This is a genomic window from Cohnella xylanilytica (genome assembly GCF_014212175.1).
Lineage (GTDB): Bacteria > Bacillota > Bacilli > Paenibacillales > Paenibacillaceae > Cohnella > Cohnella xylanilytica.
The window spans coordinates 1-14,823 of record NZ_JACJVR010000163.1; the positions used below are offsets into that span (position 1 = coordinate 1).

Annotated in this window: 13 protein-coding genes and 1 pseudogene; 8 read left to right on the top strand and 6 right to left on the bottom strand. The window is 60.6% G+C overall.

Annotation, left to right across the window (positions count from 1 at the left end; genetic code table 11):
- Positions 1–313: 313 nt before the first annotated feature.
- The 3 genes from trhO to H7B90_RS32005 form a co-directional block, all read right to left on the bottom strand.
- Complete coding sequence (gene trhO, locus H7B90_RS31995; protein WP_185139963.1) at positions 314–1,213, bottom strand: oxygen-dependent tRNA uridine(34) hydroxylase TrhO; 900 nt, start codon at positions 1,211–1,213, stop codon at positions 314–316.
- 201 nt (positions 1,214–1,414) lie between these two features.
- Positions 1,415–1,903 (bottom strand): bactofilin family protein, encoded by a 489-nt coding sequence (locus tag H7B90_RS32000; RefSeq protein ID WP_185139964.1) that lies wholly within the window; start codon positions 1,901–1,903, stop codon positions 1,415–1,417.
- 3 nt (positions 1,904–1,906) lie between these two features.
- Positions 1,907–2,938 (bottom strand): M23 family metallopeptidase, encoded by a 1,032-nt coding sequence (locus tag H7B90_RS32005; RefSeq protein ID WP_185139965.1) that lies wholly within the window; start codon positions 2,936–2,938, stop codon positions 1,907–1,909.
- Positions 2,939–3,131: 193 nt separating this feature from the next.
- Here H7B90_RS32005 and H7B90_RS32010 point away from each other — a divergent pair, with 193 nt between their 5' ends.
- Together H7B90_RS32010 and H7B90_RS32015 are read left to right on the top strand one after the other, a co-directional pair.
- Positions 3,132–4,232 carry a ParM/StbA family protein gene (locus H7B90_RS32010; protein ID WP_185139966.1) on the top strand — a complete coding sequence of 367 codons (1,101 nt, stop codon included), beginning with the start codon at positions 3,132–3,134 and terminating at the stop codon, positions 4,230–4,232.
- Positions 4,233–4,471: 239 nt separating this feature from the next.
- The gene (locus H7B90_RS32015; RefSeq protein WP_185139967.1) at positions 4,472–5,224 is read left to right on the top strand and encodes a GTP cyclohydrolase II; all 753 of its coding nucleotides are present in this window, start codon (positions 4,472–4,474) and stop codon (positions 5,222–5,224) included.
- A 61-nt stretch (positions 5,225–5,285) separates the two neighbouring features.
- On the opposite strand, the gene H7B90_RS32020 is transcribed toward H7B90_RS32015, so the two are convergent.
- On the bottom strand, positions 5,286–5,507 hold the full coding sequence (locus tag H7B90_RS32020) for a hypothetical protein (RefSeq protein WP_185139968.1): 222 nt from the start codon (positions 5,505–5,507) through the stop codon (positions 5,286–5,288).
- A gap of 208 nt (positions 5,508–5,715) precedes the next feature.
- Between H7B90_RS32020 and H7B90_RS32025 the strand changes: the two genes are divergently transcribed.
- Together H7B90_RS32025 and H7B90_RS32030 are read left to right on the top strand one after the other, a co-directional pair.
- The gene (locus H7B90_RS32025) at positions 5,716–6,564 is read left to right on the top strand and encodes a DUF1444 domain-containing protein (protein ID WP_185139969.1); all 849 of its coding nucleotides are present in this window, start codon (positions 5,716–5,718) and stop codon (positions 6,562–6,564) included.
- 165 nt (positions 6,565–6,729) lie between these two features.
- Positions 6,730–7,185 (top strand): Uma2 family endonuclease, encoded by a 456-nt coding sequence (locus tag H7B90_RS32030; RefSeq protein ID WP_311772853.1) that lies wholly within the window; start codon positions 6,730–6,732, stop codon positions 7,183–7,185.
- A 200-nt stretch (positions 7,186–7,385) separates the two neighbouring features.
- On the opposite strand, the gene H7B90_RS32035 is transcribed toward H7B90_RS32030, so the two are convergent.
- Both H7B90_RS32035 and H7B90_RS32040 read right to left on the bottom strand, forming a co-directional pair.
- Positions 7,386–8,030 (bottom strand): metal-dependent hydrolase, encoded by a 645-nt coding sequence (locus tag H7B90_RS32035; protein WP_185139971.1) that lies wholly within the window; start codon positions 8,028–8,030, stop codon positions 7,386–7,388.
- A 124-nt stretch (positions 8,031–8,154) separates the two neighbouring features.
- On the bottom strand, positions 8,155–9,528 hold the full coding sequence (locus H7B90_RS32040; RefSeq protein WP_185139972.1) for an MATE family efflux transporter: 1,374 nt from the start codon (positions 9,526–9,528) through the stop codon (positions 8,155–8,157).
- 152 nt (positions 9,529–9,680) lie between these two features.
- On the opposite strand from H7B90_RS32040, the gene H7B90_RS32045 reads away from it, so the two are divergent.
- The 4 genes and pseudogenes from H7B90_RS32045 to H7B90_RS32055 form a co-directional block, all read left to right on the top strand.
- Complete coding sequence (locus tag H7B90_RS32045; RefSeq protein ID WP_185139973.1) at positions 9,681–10,562, top strand: helix-turn-helix transcriptional regulator; 882 nt, start codon at positions 9,681–9,683, stop codon at positions 10,560–10,562.
- A gap of 193 nt (positions 10,563–10,755) precedes the next feature.
- Positions 10,756–11,157 (top strand): annotated as a pseudogene (locus H7B90_RS33545) (NTTRR-F1 domain); the annotation flags it as partial.
- 1,467 nt (positions 11,158–12,624) lie between these two features.
- On the top strand, positions 12,625–12,801 hold the full coding sequence (locus H7B90_RS33550) for a hypothetical protein (protein ID WP_311772855.1): 177 nt from the start codon (positions 12,625–12,627) through the stop codon (positions 12,799–12,801).
- Positions 12,802–13,026: 225 nt separating this feature from the next.
- Positions 13,027–14,823: NTTRR-F1 domain (locus H7B90_RS32055; RefSeq protein ID WP_446483101.1), on the top strand; the 1,797-nt coding region annotated here is incomplete at its 3' end.

Below are 14,823 nucleotides of genomic sequence, written 5' to 3' on the forward strand. Positions count from 1 at the left end.
ACTTCTTTTCACGCTAAGATCCTACGAGGCGCTTTCCTAAGGCACAATTTGTATGATTTTTCATACAAAGACCTGCAAGGCGCCTTTCTAAGGCACAATTTGTATGAATTTTCATACACAAATCAAGCAAGGCATCTTCATCATACATACACCATACAAGCAGGTCGTCTTCTCGAGACAGAATCGGGTCCAAATTCAAATGTTCCAGGACGGGTTCCGTTAGCGAAAGGGTCATATGTGTAGAAAAAAAGCCCCGAACGACCCGTAATCTCCAAATTGGAAGTTACGGAAACGCTCGGAGCTCTCTGGTTCTTCAGCCGGCCATCTGATCGTGCGTCGCGCACTTCTCGGAGCAGTAGCCGTTGTGCTCGGCTTCGCACTCCTCGCAGCAGATATGCTGCAGGTGGCACGTGTCGTCGGCGCAGTTGATGTACCGGTCGGCCGGCTTGCCGCAGTGGTGGCACCGTCCGACGATGACGTCCTCGTCGGTGTGGTTGATCGGCACCGAGATTCTCTCGTCGAACACGTAGCACTTGCCGTCGAAGAGGCGGCCCTTCACCTCTTCGTCCTTGCCGTACGTGACGATGCCGCCGTCAAGCTGGTACACTTCCTTGAAGCCTTCCTTGAGCAGGAAGCCGCTCAACTTCTCGCAGCGAATGCCTCCGGTGCAGTAGGTGAGCACCGGCTTGTCCTTGAACTCGCCCATGTTCTCGCGAATCCATTCCGGGAACTCGCGGAAGCTGTCTACGTCCGGACGGATCGCCCCGCGGAAATGCCCGATGTCGTATTCGTAGCCGTTGCGGCCGTCCAGCACGACCACGTCGTCCCGCTGCAGGTATTCGTGGAACTGCTTAGGATTCAGCCGCGTTCCGCTAGTCACGTTAGGATCGAGTTCTTCCTCCTCGTAACGGAGCGTGACCAGCTCCTTGCGGTGCCGCACGAAGATCTTCTTGAACGCGTGCCCGTCCACTTCGTCGATCTTGAACACGATGTCGGAGAACAACGGATTCGCGCGCAGATCCCGCATGTACTTCTCGGTCTGCTCGACCGTGCCGGACAGCGTGCCGTTGATGCCTTCGCTAGCCACAAGAATGCGGCCTTTGACGCCGAGCTCTTTGCAGTAGGCGAGGTGATCTTGGGCGAACTGCTCGGAGTCGGGCAGATGGACGTATTTATAATAAAGCAGAACTTGATATTTCGGATTGTGCTCCATGAAGCTCACCTATTCCTTGTAGATTGAAGTATAGCGCGATAGACCGCCATTAAGTATACCACATCCGCCCCAGGGATGAGAAAGCGTAGATAGGTGGAAGGCTTGGCGGTTGAAGGGAACGAGCTGCAGGATCGGAGATCGGGGGAAAAGGAGACGTGCGCTACAAGAAACCCGCGAGCGAAAGCCGCCCGCGGGTCTCGGTCACCATGTCTTGTACATGTCGGCGTTGCCGGCGTTCGACTGGAGCGTCGATTGCGAGCCTGCGGCCGCCAGTCCGTCCGGGGACGCGCTTGCGACCGCCCTCGCTTCCTTCGGCTCGGGCTTCGCGTCTCCGGCGCCGGCCCTGTCTTCCATCTGGCTGTTCCCCTTGAAAAAACCGCCGGACTCGATCGCCAGCTCCGATACGCTCAGGTTGCCGGCGAGATACCCCGTCGACTTGATCGTCAGCTTCCCCTTGGCGAAGATATTGCCGTACACTTTGCCCGCCAGGATAATGTTGCGCGCGGCCACATTGGATCTGGCGACGCCCTTCTCGCCGACGATGACGTCGCCTTCGCATTCCAGGTCGCCGGTAATCTCGCCTTCGAGCCGGATGCTGGCCTGCGACCGGATCTTCCCTTCGAACGTGCTGCCTTCTCCGATCAACGTATCGGTCGTGCTCGGATCGATCTTCGCCTTCTTATTGAACATGGATTATTCACTGACCTTTCTGCTGGCTTGGAGATACGGGGCCGGATCGGTCTGCTCGTCCCCGCGCAGGACCTCGTAGTGCAGATGGGGACCGGTGCTCCGTCCGGTCGAGCCGAGCTCGCCGATGACGTCGCCCTTCGATACCTTGTCGCCGGCCTCGGCGATCAGCTTGCTGAGGTGCATGTATCGCGTGCGGATTCCGTTGCCGTGGTCGACGATGATGTTGTTCCCCTCGGCGGAGTCGCGCCCGGAATGGATGACGATCCCGTCCGCGGTCGCGTAGATGGAATCCCCTACGCTTCCCGAGATGTCGATCCCGGCGTGGAACCGGGCTCTCCCGGTGAAGGGGTCCTTCCGGACGCCGAACAAGGACGTGATCTTGCGGTTGTCCGTCGGCCAGATCGTGGGCGTCTTCCGCAGCGCCTTCTGCGCCTTGGCGACTTCGAGCTTCGTCTGCTCGAGCCGGCTCTTCAACTCTTCCACAGCGGGCTCCATGGACATCAGGTCGCTCCGCGTCTCGTTCATGATCGCGTCGATCTCCTCGTCGGTGACGGGAAGCTCTTCGCCCCCCATGCCGCCGTCCGCCGGATCCCCGTCGACGACCGTGCCGCCGACCGCCGTCGAGCCGGCCGCCTTGACGCTGGACGTCCCGCCTTTCGCATCCGACGATGGATGCAGGCCGACCATGTCCTTCACCTGCGTCTCGAGCCGGTTCACTTCCTCGATCTTCTCCTGAATCGACTTGGCCTTCTCGGACAAGCCGGCGACTTGAGTCTGAAGCGACTCGATGCTGTCGTTCTTATCCGCCAGAATCTTCTCGTACCGGGTAGAGGAATCCGCCAGCTTATGCTGGAGCGAATCGACGCTTCCCGCGTTGCCCCGGTACAGAATCGCCAAGGAGACGACGGCTAGGACGAGGAGGATAAATAACGCAGGGATAAGGACGACTAGGGCGACTGGCAAACTTACTCGCTTAACCGAACCGTTCGCATCCGGAATGATCACGAATGTGAACCGTTTCTTGCTCCACTTCATGACTGACCTCCTGGTTCTTCTGGACAACATCGTCAGACTAAAGTTCGACATAATGGAACGATATTCCTTTATTTTCGGTATATTTTTCAAACTAACTTACGAAAAAAGAAGGATTTTGTCGGAATAGAGCGAAACTTTACAAGGAAATGGACTTATTTACCGGTCGCCATCGTCCGAAGGTAGGAGGAAAATCATGATTCGATTAGCCGGCATCGACATCGGCAACGATAGCGTGAAGTTGATCGTCAGCGGGAACAACGAACCGATCGTAATCCCGAACGTCGTCTCTCCGGGGTACGACAGACTTGTCTTGCAAGAAGAGGACTCGCCTCTGAAGGCGCTGGACGTCATGGTCTACAGCCCCAAGCTGAAGAAGAAGAGCGTCCGCACCTTCGTTGGCCTCATCGCGTCGGAGGATCAGGACAACGCCGAGCAGGAGGAGACCGACAACAAGGCGACGAGCGATCAGTCGCTAATCGTGGCGCTGACCGCTCTCGCCTACGCGAGCGTGACCGGGCCGGGCGCGGCGAGGGAGCCGGGCCAGACGACCGACGAGGTGGAGTACGTGATCGGAACCGGCCTTCCGGTACGCGCCTACGCGCGGTATCACCAGCTCTTCGAGGAGCGGCTTGTCGGCGAGCACGAAGTGTCGTTCTTATCGACGCCGAAGCTGCGAGGACGGACCGTCCGGCTGCTCATTCGCCGGGCGATCGTATCGGTCGAAGGAGCTGCGGCCCTGTTCAACATGGCGACGAACGACAACTTGCAGGTCCGGGACGAGGAACTATACTACGGCTGCATCGGCATCTGCGAGATGGGAGCGCTGACGACCGACTTCCCGGTCGTGAAGCGAATGAGCATCGACAACCAGTTCAGCACCGGCGAACAGCTCGGCCTCGCCTCGTACCTGGACTCGATCATCCGCGACGTCGAGGATCAGCACGGGTACCGCTTCCCCAGCCGGACCAAGCTCATCCAGCGCATCCGCAGAGGCGAGTATCTCATCCAGCGGGTCGGGGAAGGGCAAGCCGATATCCGCCCGATCGTCGATACGTACTTCGGCCGCGCGGCCCAGAAGATCGTCGATCTGATCCGCAAGCGGTGGAAGAAGTACCCGGATATCCAATGCTTCTACGTGCTCGGCGGCGGAGCATCCGCTCTGAAGCCGTATATCCTCGAAGCGGCGGACACGATGCGGCTGCGCTTCGTCGAGAACAGCGAGCTGCAGAACGTGCACGGCTACTTGAAGCTGGCGAAGAACAAGATGAATCCGTCGGAAGCGAGCTCGTTCTAACGCGGGCGGTCTCCGGCCAAGCGGGATGCCATGGAGAGCCGATACGGCCTCGAGTGGCGTTCCGTTTTTTTTATCGATGGAAAAGAAATCAGGCCCTGCCGGGAGCGGCAGCGCGAACTCGCGCTTCGATGGCTCTCTCGCATACGTTCCGACCCGTTATCGAATCCGCTTGACGGATACGGGCGGGGACGTTATGGAATAATGGGTTCATCGGCAACAGGAGGGAGACTCGCGAGCATATGGCTCAGCCCGCATTGGACGACAAGGTAATGAACATTCTGAAGGGCAAAATCCGGCTGATCCGCCAGGGCGAACGGGCGATCTATCTGGTCGGACCGATCCGGCTGCCCGTAAGCTTATATGAGGAGACCGTGGAATTTCAGTGGTATTGCTGGCTGAATTGCGACGAGGTCACGGAGAATTTCGAACGAATCGTCGAGAAGCTGTCCTCGATCAATCTGGCGGAATATCAGCAGTCGAGCGTTCTCGCCTACGGAGACTTCGCCGGAGCGGACAGTGCCCTCATCCGGCTGCACTCGATCTGCCATACCGGGGATATTTTCGGGAGCCAGCGGTGCGATTGCGGCTACCAGCTTAAGCGGGCGATGAGGAAAATCGTCGACCACGGAGCGGGCGCTCTTTTCTATCTGGCCAACCACGAAGGAAGAGGAATCGGCCTGTTCAGCAAGGCGATGGCGTACGTTCTGCAGGAGAACGGATACGACACGGTGGACGCGAATCTAAAGCTCGGCTTCGCCGACGATTCGCGGATCTATTCCGACGCGATCCAAGTGCTCGGCACCTTGCGCTCGAAGCCGGTGACGCTCATCACGAACAACCCCAAGAAGCTGGACGCGCTGCGGAGCGCGGGTCTGGCCGTCGAAGGCCGGGTCGAGCTGTGGGGAGGGGAATCGGAGTTCAACCGGAACTATCTCCAGACGAAGATCGAACGCTCCGGCCATCTGGAAGAAGGCTGCTGCGACAACGATTAAGGGAAGAGGACGCATCCCCCCAAGGAGGGGAATGCGTCCTCTCGCGCTTAGGCGAATAGGTTCAGCTCTTCGGCTTCTTGTGCCGATTCCAGCCCGCGGCCGCCATGACCGCGCCGACGACCGCGAGGACGGCGCCGATAATCGGGCTCAGCAGCAGGATGTCGATGATGCCGAAGACGAGAATGAGCAGGCCGAACACGGCCATCTGCAGCGGATTGGACTTGCCCGATGGGCCGGGATTCCGGCGGGACGGGTTCCGGTTGGACGAATTCAAACGGCGCACCTCGTTTTTCCTTCTATATTACAGGAACAAGCCCGTTCGCGTACAACAAAACTCTTGTTGAGTCCAAACCTTGCTGTTGCATACCGGAGAGTTGTATGCTATAATTTACACAATATTCCAGAGGTGAAGCACACCCTGGCTCTCGTCTATTTTGGACGCGGAGCCGGGGTTTTTGTTTTTCCTAGGGATTCTAATGGGAGGGGTACGAATGGGAGCGGTTCGTTTGTACGACAAGCCGGAACAGTTCGCGGAGATGATGGCTCGGCAGCTTAGCGAGAGCCTGGGATTGAAGGTTGGATCGAAGATCGAGGAGCCTCTCCAGCTGGAGATTGCGCTTGACGATGCCGATCGGCAGGATGGCAAGGCGGTGATCAGCCTTCATCAAACTTACGACACGTACATGGCAGGAGGAGACCTGAATACGGCTGTCGATTATATGAACAACATTGTCCGGACGACGGTTCGTTTGCGCATGGAGAACGAGATGAAGAAGATCGATCTCGCGAGAGTTTATCCGGCTGTCCGGGACGAACGGTATGTGAAGGAAGCGGGCAAAGAGTCGCCCATGTTATCGGATCCGTTCCTGCCCGGCTTGCGGATCGTTTATTTGGAGGTTCACGAGGATTTCTGTATAATCCTCACCCGGCAGTTGTTGGACGAGAATCCGGAGCTGGACGAAGAGGAAGTCAAGAAGCAGGCATATGCCAACTTGAAGGCTTCAGGTTGGGTAGAGCCTAGTATGCGCCTGCCCCATCCGAACCACCCTACGTGCGTGCTCCAGGTGTTCGCCGAGCCGTCTCATCCGATCGATTGTCAGTTTCTTGTGCCGGAATGGACCTCGCGCTATTTGCCATCCCAATACCTGATCGCTTATACGAATCGCAAGACCGTCCTGCTCCTGCAGACCGGCGAACGGATGGATACGGCGCATCAGGCAAGGGACGCGGCCGTGAAGAGCGCGTTCAAGGAGATAGTCGAACGAAGCTGCCGGTTGATGCCGAGTCCGGTGTCCGACCGCATCTATTGGGTCAATAACGGCAAGGCGAAGCTGCTCTAGGGAGAGACAGGCGGCGCCAGAGTTGTGCTATAATGGGAAAAAATGTTCGTTGTCGGGAGGGATCGCGGTGGCGGAGGATTCTTCGAAAAAGGTAAAGGAACAGTCGGCACGGTATCACATTGACGAGAGATACGAGATCATCGGCGGCGTTCGATACGATTTTTTATCCTCGCCGAAGTACGTCCATCAGCAAATTCTAGGAGACTTGCATTTGGCCTTTCGCGATTCATGCGGAGGGGAAGGAAAATCTTGCTGGCTCCGTTGGACGTGCATTTCGACGAGGACAACGTATTACAGCCGGACATTATTTATATCGCGAAGGATAATGCAGGGATCATCCGGGACGGATACATATACGGCGCTCCGGATCTCGTAGTAGAGATCTTATCCGACGCGACCGGCCGAAGGGACAAAACGATCAAAAAAGAAACCTATGAGAGGTTCGGCGTACGGGAGTACTGGCTGGTCGATCCTGTCTACCGAGTCGTGGAGCAGTTCGTGCTCATCGACGGGAGATATTCTCTGGCAGCAACGCTTACAGAGTCCGATCGGGTCGTCTCGCCTACGGTTCCTTGTCTAGGCATCGAGCTGAGAGCTATTTTCTCGGAGGAGGATCTATAGCGAAGCAAAGAAGCCCACGTTCGACAACAATCTCCTCGTACGCCAGATCCGCCGCCTCTTTGGCCTGCCGGGCCCCAAATAAAAAAAAAGCGGCCCGCGCCTTGGCAACGCGGGCCTCAATGTATCTATATCAGAAGGGGTCGTGAGATCATCTTATCTCCCCAGCCTTAGCGCAAACTGAGCGTAAGATTAAATTAGCCTTAAATTCTCCACTTAAATGATTTGCGGATGAGGGGGTACAGCCACTTGACCCCGCTCGGGGTTAACGTGTCCGCGACCAGGTGAGACAAGTAGCCCGCGGTAGCCACGGCGGCGAGTCCTTCGATCTGGAGCTCCCGCTCGAAGGCGGAGCCGATCCAGGCCCACGCGGCCACGGCCCAGATCGTGTGCGTCAGGCCGCGGTGGTTCAGCCAAGGGACCCATGCGACGAAGACGCCCAGCCCGATCAGTCCGGTCGAATCGGAGCGCCAGCCCGCATACAGCAGGCCGATGCCGCAAGCGCTCACCAGCGCGTTGCGCAGGACGCCTTCCTTTAGAATCAGGCCGAGCAGGACGAGAAGGAAGCTGACCATGGCATAGAGCGGGTAAAGAAGCTGCTGGGCGAAATAGAGATAAGCGTTGACGGCGAGCGCCAGCAATCCGCCCCACAAGGCGATCTCGCGGATCCAGTGAGACACCTTGCCGAGCTTGCTGCTGAGCATGTTCGTTCCGTCGAGGTCCGCGCTCAGCGCGGAGAAGGCCGCGGCCGTCACGTAATAGACGGCGCTCTCCGGGCGGAACGGATAGAAGGCCGAAGCGGCGATTCCGATGACGGTGCCGATGGCGAGATGGGTGGAACCTTTCATGCGTCCTCCTTGAAGATCCAACGATAATGACGGCGAACGACGGCGCGGGCTGCGAACGTACGTTTGCTTGTTCGCTCATTATACATGGATCGGCAAGGAGTGGCAAATCTCGCCGCGATTCGCGTCAGACGGGGAACGAGGCCCCCGTTCCGGCGCATGCATGCGCGGCTTCCGCCCGCTTCAGGTACTTGCGCTCCCTCCAGCGAAGGAGGGACAGGATGCCGCGGGCGTACTCGTCGGCGATCATGCAGGCGTAAATGCCGATCAGCCCCCACCCCCAATGGATGCCGAACCAATAGGAGCAGCCCGTCGCGATCAACCCCATGGACGCGAGGGAGGTATACATAATATAGCGGGTGTCTCCCACCGCGTTCAGGGCGTTGCCGAGCGCCATGTTCAGCATTTTGCCCGGCTGCAGCAACAGGTTCAGTCCGAGCAGGGAGACGCCCATGGACAAGATCTCCGAGTCCGAGGTGAACAAACCGAGCAATTGGCGTCCCAGCACGAACAGGAGCAGCGCGTTGGCGACGACGAGCGCAAGCCCGATAAACAAGGCCCGGTAGGCGGCCTTGTACGCGTCGCGGATCCGGGAGGCTCCGTACAGGTGCGCGATCTGGATCTGGACGGCGAGCGCGAAGGCGTACCCGAGCATGAAGCAGAACGACTCCAGCGTGTTCATGTACGTTCGCGCGGCCAGTTCCTTGGCTCCGAGAATGGCCAGGAAGGAGTAAATGGCGAGCTGGGAGAACACCCAGCAGCTCATGTTGACGCCGAGCGGCCAGCCGATGCGAAGCACGTCCTTGAACAGCTTGAGGTTGAAGACGCGAAATTCCGACCAGCGGATCCTTCTCTCGAACGAGAAGAGGAACATGTACAGAAGAATCGCCGAAGACAGGAAGCGGCAGACGTTGTCCGACACCGTCACCCCGGTCAGGCCCCACTTCGGGAAGCCGAACGCGCCGAAGATCAGCGCGTAGTTGAGCGCGATGTGAAGGAGATTGACGAAGATGCCCGTGTACATCGGGCCCCTCGTGTTGCCGGTGTTGCGGATGGCGGTGCTGAGCGCGGCCGTCATCGCGGCCAGGAACATGCCGCCGCCCACGTACGAGATGTACGTGTCCGAGAGCGGAAGCAGCTCGTCGGACAGGTGAAGCATCCGCGCGATGGCGCGAGGCTGCGTATAGAGCAGGGCGCTGAGCAGCAACCCGATCGCCGTGCTCGACGTGACCGCCATGATGGCGATCGTGCGCGCGTCTTCCCTGTGCTTCGAGCCGAGCTTCTGGGCGATCAGGATGCCGGCTCCCCCGGCTACGGTCATGAACAAAGTGTTGAGCGCGTTGAACAGCTGGTTGGCGAAGCCGACCACCGCGACGGCGTCGTCGGAGATTCGGCTCACCATGACGGTGTCGACCGTCCCGAGCATCGTCTGCAGCAGCACTTCGATGAAGATGGGCCAAGCGAGAGCCCATAGCGAGAATCGGTTATCGAGCGTTTGCATGTTTCCAACCCTCCGGTTGCAGTGGAGCCAAGGTGAATGCGATGAACTTCGGACCGTGTTCAGAACAAATTATAGATGCTATAATCCATAGCGTGTGTCAGGAATCCAACGGAAATTTTCATTTTCGCAACCTGTATCGAGGGGGTTTGGGCATGGAGCTGCTCCAGTTTACGGTGCCTCCGATGCTTCACTACATTGTGAGCGGTTACACGGTGAACGCGCCCGGCGACCGACATGTCAACCGCCGCAACATCGAAGTGTTCGATTTGCTCTTCGTGACGGAGGGCTGCCTATATATCGGAGAAGAGGAGCGCAAATACGAGGTGCCGCAAGGGTGCGCCTTGATTCTGCGTCCGGATTGCTATCATTACGGAGCGGAGGCGTGCCGGGAGCGAACCGGTTACTTCTGGCTCCACTTTCAGACGACGGGGAGCTGGCGGACGACCGACGTCCTGCCTCCGGCGGGCCACCCCGAGAAGCTGGACGAAGCGGCTCTCAGCCAGATTTTCACGACGCGGACGTTCCCCCTGATTCTCTCCCAATTCGTTAAGGTGCTTCATCCGGGCAAGATGGAGGAGACGCTCCGGCAGCTCATTCAACTCGGTCCGAGCGGGCACCTCGACACGGTCAAGTTCAAGCAGCAGGTTCTGTTCCAGGAAGCGGTGCAGCTGCTGTCGGCCTCCATCGAGTCGCGGCGTTCTTCGCCGGTCACCCTGTGCGCCGAGAAGGCGGCCGAATATTTGCGCTGTCATTATAAGGAAGACATCACCGCGAAGGAGCTCGGGGATCGCCTCAGCTTCCATCCGGTCTATATCGCCCGCTGCATGCGGCAGGAATACGGCTGTTCGCCGATGGAGTACCTGCTTCGCTACCGGATCGAGCAGAGCAAGCTTCTTCTTCTGCAGACCGATTATTCGATCGAGCGAATCGCCGAGGAGGTCGGGTTCAACCAGACGCCGTACTTCAGCTCGCGGTTCGCCGAGGTCGAAGGCATCTCTCCGCGGCGATACCGGCAGCGCTTCTCGCATCGTTGACGGGGGCGGGCAGAACGCGAAGCCGAAGGGAGAGTACGAATGCGCCTCTTCAATCGTGGAACGTTGTTTCAACAAGGCTTTTGGAAGAACTCTTCCACGACGCCGCTCATAGTTTGGAGCAAGATTGATGACAAGCCTGCCTATCGCGCGGGCTGTCGTTCAATCGAACTTCAATCTAGGGTGGTGAGAAAAAATGACGATAAACAATCTCGTCACGAACGGCGACTTCGAATCCGGCTCCTTGGCGCCGTGGTTAGGCTCGGGGGTAACGGTGAGCTCGGCCATCAGCCACTCCGGGTTCTTCGGCGCGGATATGGGGGCAGGTTCGACGACGTCGTTCATGTTCCAGGCCTTCCCCGCGACGCCCGGCCAATCCTATGAGTTGTTCGCCTCCGTATCCAGAGGGGCTGGAGCGACCGCGCCGTCGGTTCTGTTCTCGGTCAACTTCTACGACGCAAGCAATAACTTGCTTGGCGTTGGGTTGTCCAGATGGGTGTCGGTTCGCATCCCGATCGTGAGCAACAACGAGTGGCTGGAAGTATACGTCACGACCACGCCGGCGCCGCCAGGGACGACCCAGGCGTTGCTGCTGATCCAGAAGCCGGCCGTTGCGGGGTCCACCAATCTGTATATCGATGACGTGGCCTTCTTGGCCGCAGACGGATCGGGGGCCGGACCGACGGGCCCGGCGGGAGCGACCGGCCCGGCAGGGGCGACGGGGCCTGCGGGTGCGACAGGGCCTGCGGGTGCGACAGGGCCTGCGGGAGCGACTGGCCCGGCGGGAGCGACAGGGCCTGCGGGAGCAACCGGCCCGGCAGGGGCGACGGGGCCTGAAGGGCCGACAGGACCTGCGGGTGCAACAGGCCCGGCAGGGGCAACAGGGCCTGAAGGGCCGACAGGACCTGCGGGAGCAACTGGCCCGGCAGGGGCAACGGGGCCCGAAGGGCCGACGGGACCTGCGGGAGCGACTGGCCCAGCAGGGGCAACGGGGCCTGAAGGGCCGACGGGACCTGCGGGTGCAACAGGCCCGGCAGGGGCTACGGGGCCCGAAGGGCCGACAGGGCCTACGGGAGCGACTGGCCCGGTAGGGGCAACAGGGCCCGAAGGGCCGACTGGACCTGCGGGAGCGACCGGCCCGACAGGGGCAACAGGGCCTGAAGGGCCGACGGGACCTGCGGGAGCGACTGGACCGGCAGGGGCAACAGGGCCTGAAGGGCCGACGGGACCTGCGGGAGCGACTGGACCGGCAGGGGCAACAGGGCCTGAAGGGCCGACGGGACCTGCGGGAGCGACTGGACCGGCGGGGGCAACAGGGCCCGAAGGGCCGACAGGGCCTGAAGGGCCGACGGGACCTGCGGGAGCGACTGGACCGGCGGGGGCAACAGGGCCCGAAGGGCCGACAGGGCCTGCGGGAGCGACTGGCCCAGCAGGGGCAACGGGGCCTGAAGGGCCGACGGGACCTGCGGGAGCGACCGGCCCGTCAGGGGCTACGGGGCCCGAAGGGCCGACGGGACCTGCGGGAGCGACCGGCCCGACAGGAGCAACGGGGCCCGAAGGGCCGACAGGGCCTGCGGGAGCGACCGGCCCGACAGGAGCAACGGGGCCCGAAGGGCCGACGGGACCTGCAGGTGCAACAGGCACGGCAGGGGCTACGGGGCCCGAAGGGCCGACAGGACCTGCGGGAACAACCGGCCCAGAGGGGCCGACAGGACCTGCGGGAGCAACCGGCCCAGAGGGGCCGACAGGACCTGCGGGAGCAACAGGGCCTGTAGGGCCGACTGGCCCGGCAGGGGCAACGGGACCTGAAGGACCGACTGGACCATTGCCTCAATTGGCTTTCGGAATCGATTTGACCCCGACTTCTCTTAGCGGTTCTCCGACAACGGTCGTTTCTAGTACGTCGCTTGCCGTTACGGCTGGCGATCGCGTAAAAGCGGATTATGCCGTTGATATAACTATCGCTACCGGCGACGTAAGTGACGCAGGAGCCTTCACCGTTACCGTGTCGCTGCTTCGAGACGCAACTATTATAGAGACAGTTACCTTATCGATCCCTGTAGGCGTGCAAGCACCGGGAGTCACTTATACCTATCCGCTGTCCTACACCTATGTCGACACGAATCCGGCCACGACGTCCGTCACCTATAGCGTTCAAGCATCCTATACCTTTAGCGGCACGACGAGCGGGGAGTCGGTCACGAGTTCGGTCAATAACATTAACGTTATCAATCTCGGATAGACTCCGGCATAAATACGCAATCACACGGACACTTCCTTTTGGGAAGTGTCCTCTTTTTTTGATCGGAGTCGTCGGTATCCCTCAAACGTGGAATCTAATGCCGTCAAGGCCAATGGAAGAACCCACGAGGTCGGAGGCACATAGTTTGAAAACAAGTTTGTGTGACAAGCCACTTTTTGTACTGCACTCCAATAGAGGAGGTGAGTCACCCTGACGATCAACAATTTGGTGATAAACGGAGGATTCGAATCCGGCGTGTTGTCGCCTTGGGGAAGTTCTGGAGTGACGATAACCTCAGCTTTCAGTCACTCCGGGGTGTACAGCGCGGATATGGGAGCCGGGACAGCTAACACTTTTTTGTTTCAGGCTTTTCCTGTAATACCGGGTGAATCTTATCAGTTATTTGCTTCGGTATCGAGAGGACCAGGAACTATTCCTTCTGTCTTGTTCTCAGTTAACTATTACGACGCTGCTTTAAATTTGCTTGGAATCGGTCTCGTCATGTGGGTATCCGCACGAATTTCACTGGTTACGAACAACGAATGGCTGGAAGTTTATGCAACTACAACACCGGCGCCAGCCAATACAACGACGGCTCTACTATTGATTCAAAAGCCCCCCGTAGCCCAATCTTCCGGTTTTTATATAGATGATGTTGCGTTTCTGAGTGCAGGCGGAGGAGGGATGGGGCCGACAGGCCCCGCAGGCGCAACAGGTCCGGCAGGTGCGACCGGTCCAGCGGGAGCGACCGGGCCAATCGGAGCCATGGGACCCGAAGGACCGACAGGACCTGCTGGACCAACCGGCCCGGCAGGGGTAACAGGGCCTGAAGGGCCGACTGGACCTGCGGGGGCAACTGGCCCGATAGGTGCGACCGGACCCGAAGGACCGACAGGTTCAGTTGGAGCAACCGGTCCAACAGGAGGCACGGGCCCCGAAGGGCCAACGGGGCCAGCGGGAGCGACGGGCCCGACAGGTGCAACAGGCCCCGAAGGGGCCACGGGTCCAGCAGGAGCAACTGGCGCGACAGGAGCAACAGGTCCTGAAGGGCCAACGGGCCCCGCAGGGGCAACGGGTCCGACAGGAGCGACCGGACCGGCGGGAGCAACCGGCCCGAACGGAGCCACGGGCCCCGAAGGGCCAACGGGTCCAGCGGGAGCAACCGGCCAGACCGGCGCCACGGGCCCCGAAGGACCGACAGGTCCAGCGGGAGCAACCGGCCCGACCGGCGCCACGGGCCCTGAAGGACCGACAGGTCCAGCGGGAGCAACCGGCTCTACCGGAGCCACAGGCCCCGAAGGGCCGACGGGTCCAACGGGAGCAACCGGCCCGAACGGAGCCACGGGCCCCGAAGGGCCGACGGGTCCAGCGGGAGCAACCGGCCCGAACGGAGCCACGGGCCCCGAAGGGCCGACGGGTCCAGCAGGGGCGACCGGCCAGACCGGCGCCACGGGCCCCGAAGGGCCGACGGGTCCAGCAGGGACGACCGGCCCGACTGGTGCAACAGGCCCCGAAGGGGCAACGGGCCCATCAGGAGCAACCGGTCTGACGGGAGCGACAGGTCCCGCAGGAGCGACCGGACCGGCGGGAGCAACTGGCCCGAACGGAGCCACGGGCCCCGAAGGGCCAACGGGTCCAGCGGGAGCAACCGGCCCGACCGGCGCCACGGGCCCCGAAGGACCGACAGGTCCAGCGGGAGCAACCGGCCCGACCGGAGCCACGGGACCGGAAGGGCCGACAGGTCCAACAGGAGCGACCGGCCCGACCGGAGCCACGGGTCCCGAAGGGCCAACGGGTCCAGCGGGAGCGACTGGCCCGACTGGAGCCACGGGACCTGAAGGTCCAACAGGTCCAGTAGGGCCAACGGGTCCAGTGGGTGCAACCGGCCCGACTGGAGCTACTGGCCCCGAAGGTCCAACAGGTCCAGTTGGTGCAACTGGCTCGACAGGAGCCACGGGCCCAACGGGCGCCACGGGCCCGACCGGCGCCACAGGCCCGACCGGCGCCACAGGCCCAACGGGC

Bases quoted from the DNA above. Each gene is read 5' to 3' on its own strand.
- trhO (WP_185139963.1), bottom strand. From the start codon at position 1,213: ATGGAGCACAATCCGAAATATCAAGTTCTGCTTTATTATAAATACGTC.
- H7B90_RS32000 (WP_185139964.1), bottom strand. From the start codon at position 1,903: ATGTTCAATAAGAAGGCGAAGATCGATCCGAGCACGACCGATACGTTG.
- H7B90_RS32005 (WP_185139965.1), bottom strand. From the start codon at position 2,938: ATGAAGTGGAGCAAGAAACGGTTCACATTCGTGATCATTCCGGATGCG.
- H7B90_RS32010 (WP_185139966.1), top strand. From the start codon at position 3,132: ATGATTCGATTAGCCGGCATCGACATCGGCAACGATAGCGTGAAGTTG.
- H7B90_RS32015 (WP_185139967.1), top strand. From the start codon at position 4,472: ATGGCTCAGCCCGCATTGGACGACAAGGTAATGAACATTCTGAAGGGC.
- H7B90_RS32025 (WP_185139969.1), top strand. From the start codon at position 5,716: ATGGGAGCGGTTCGTTTGTACGACAAGCCGGAACAGTTCGCGGAGATG.
- H7B90_RS32035 (WP_185139971.1), bottom strand. From the start codon at position 8,030: ATGAAAGGTTCCACCCATCTCGCCATCGGCACCGTCATCGGAATCGCC.
- H7B90_RS32040 (WP_185139972.1), bottom strand. From the start codon at position 9,528: ATGCAAACGCTCGATAACCGATTCTCGCTATGGGCTCTCGCTTGGCCC.
- H7B90_RS32045 (WP_185139973.1), top strand. From the start codon at position 9,681: ATGGAGCTGCTCCAGTTTACGGTGCCTCCGATGCTTCACTACATTGTG.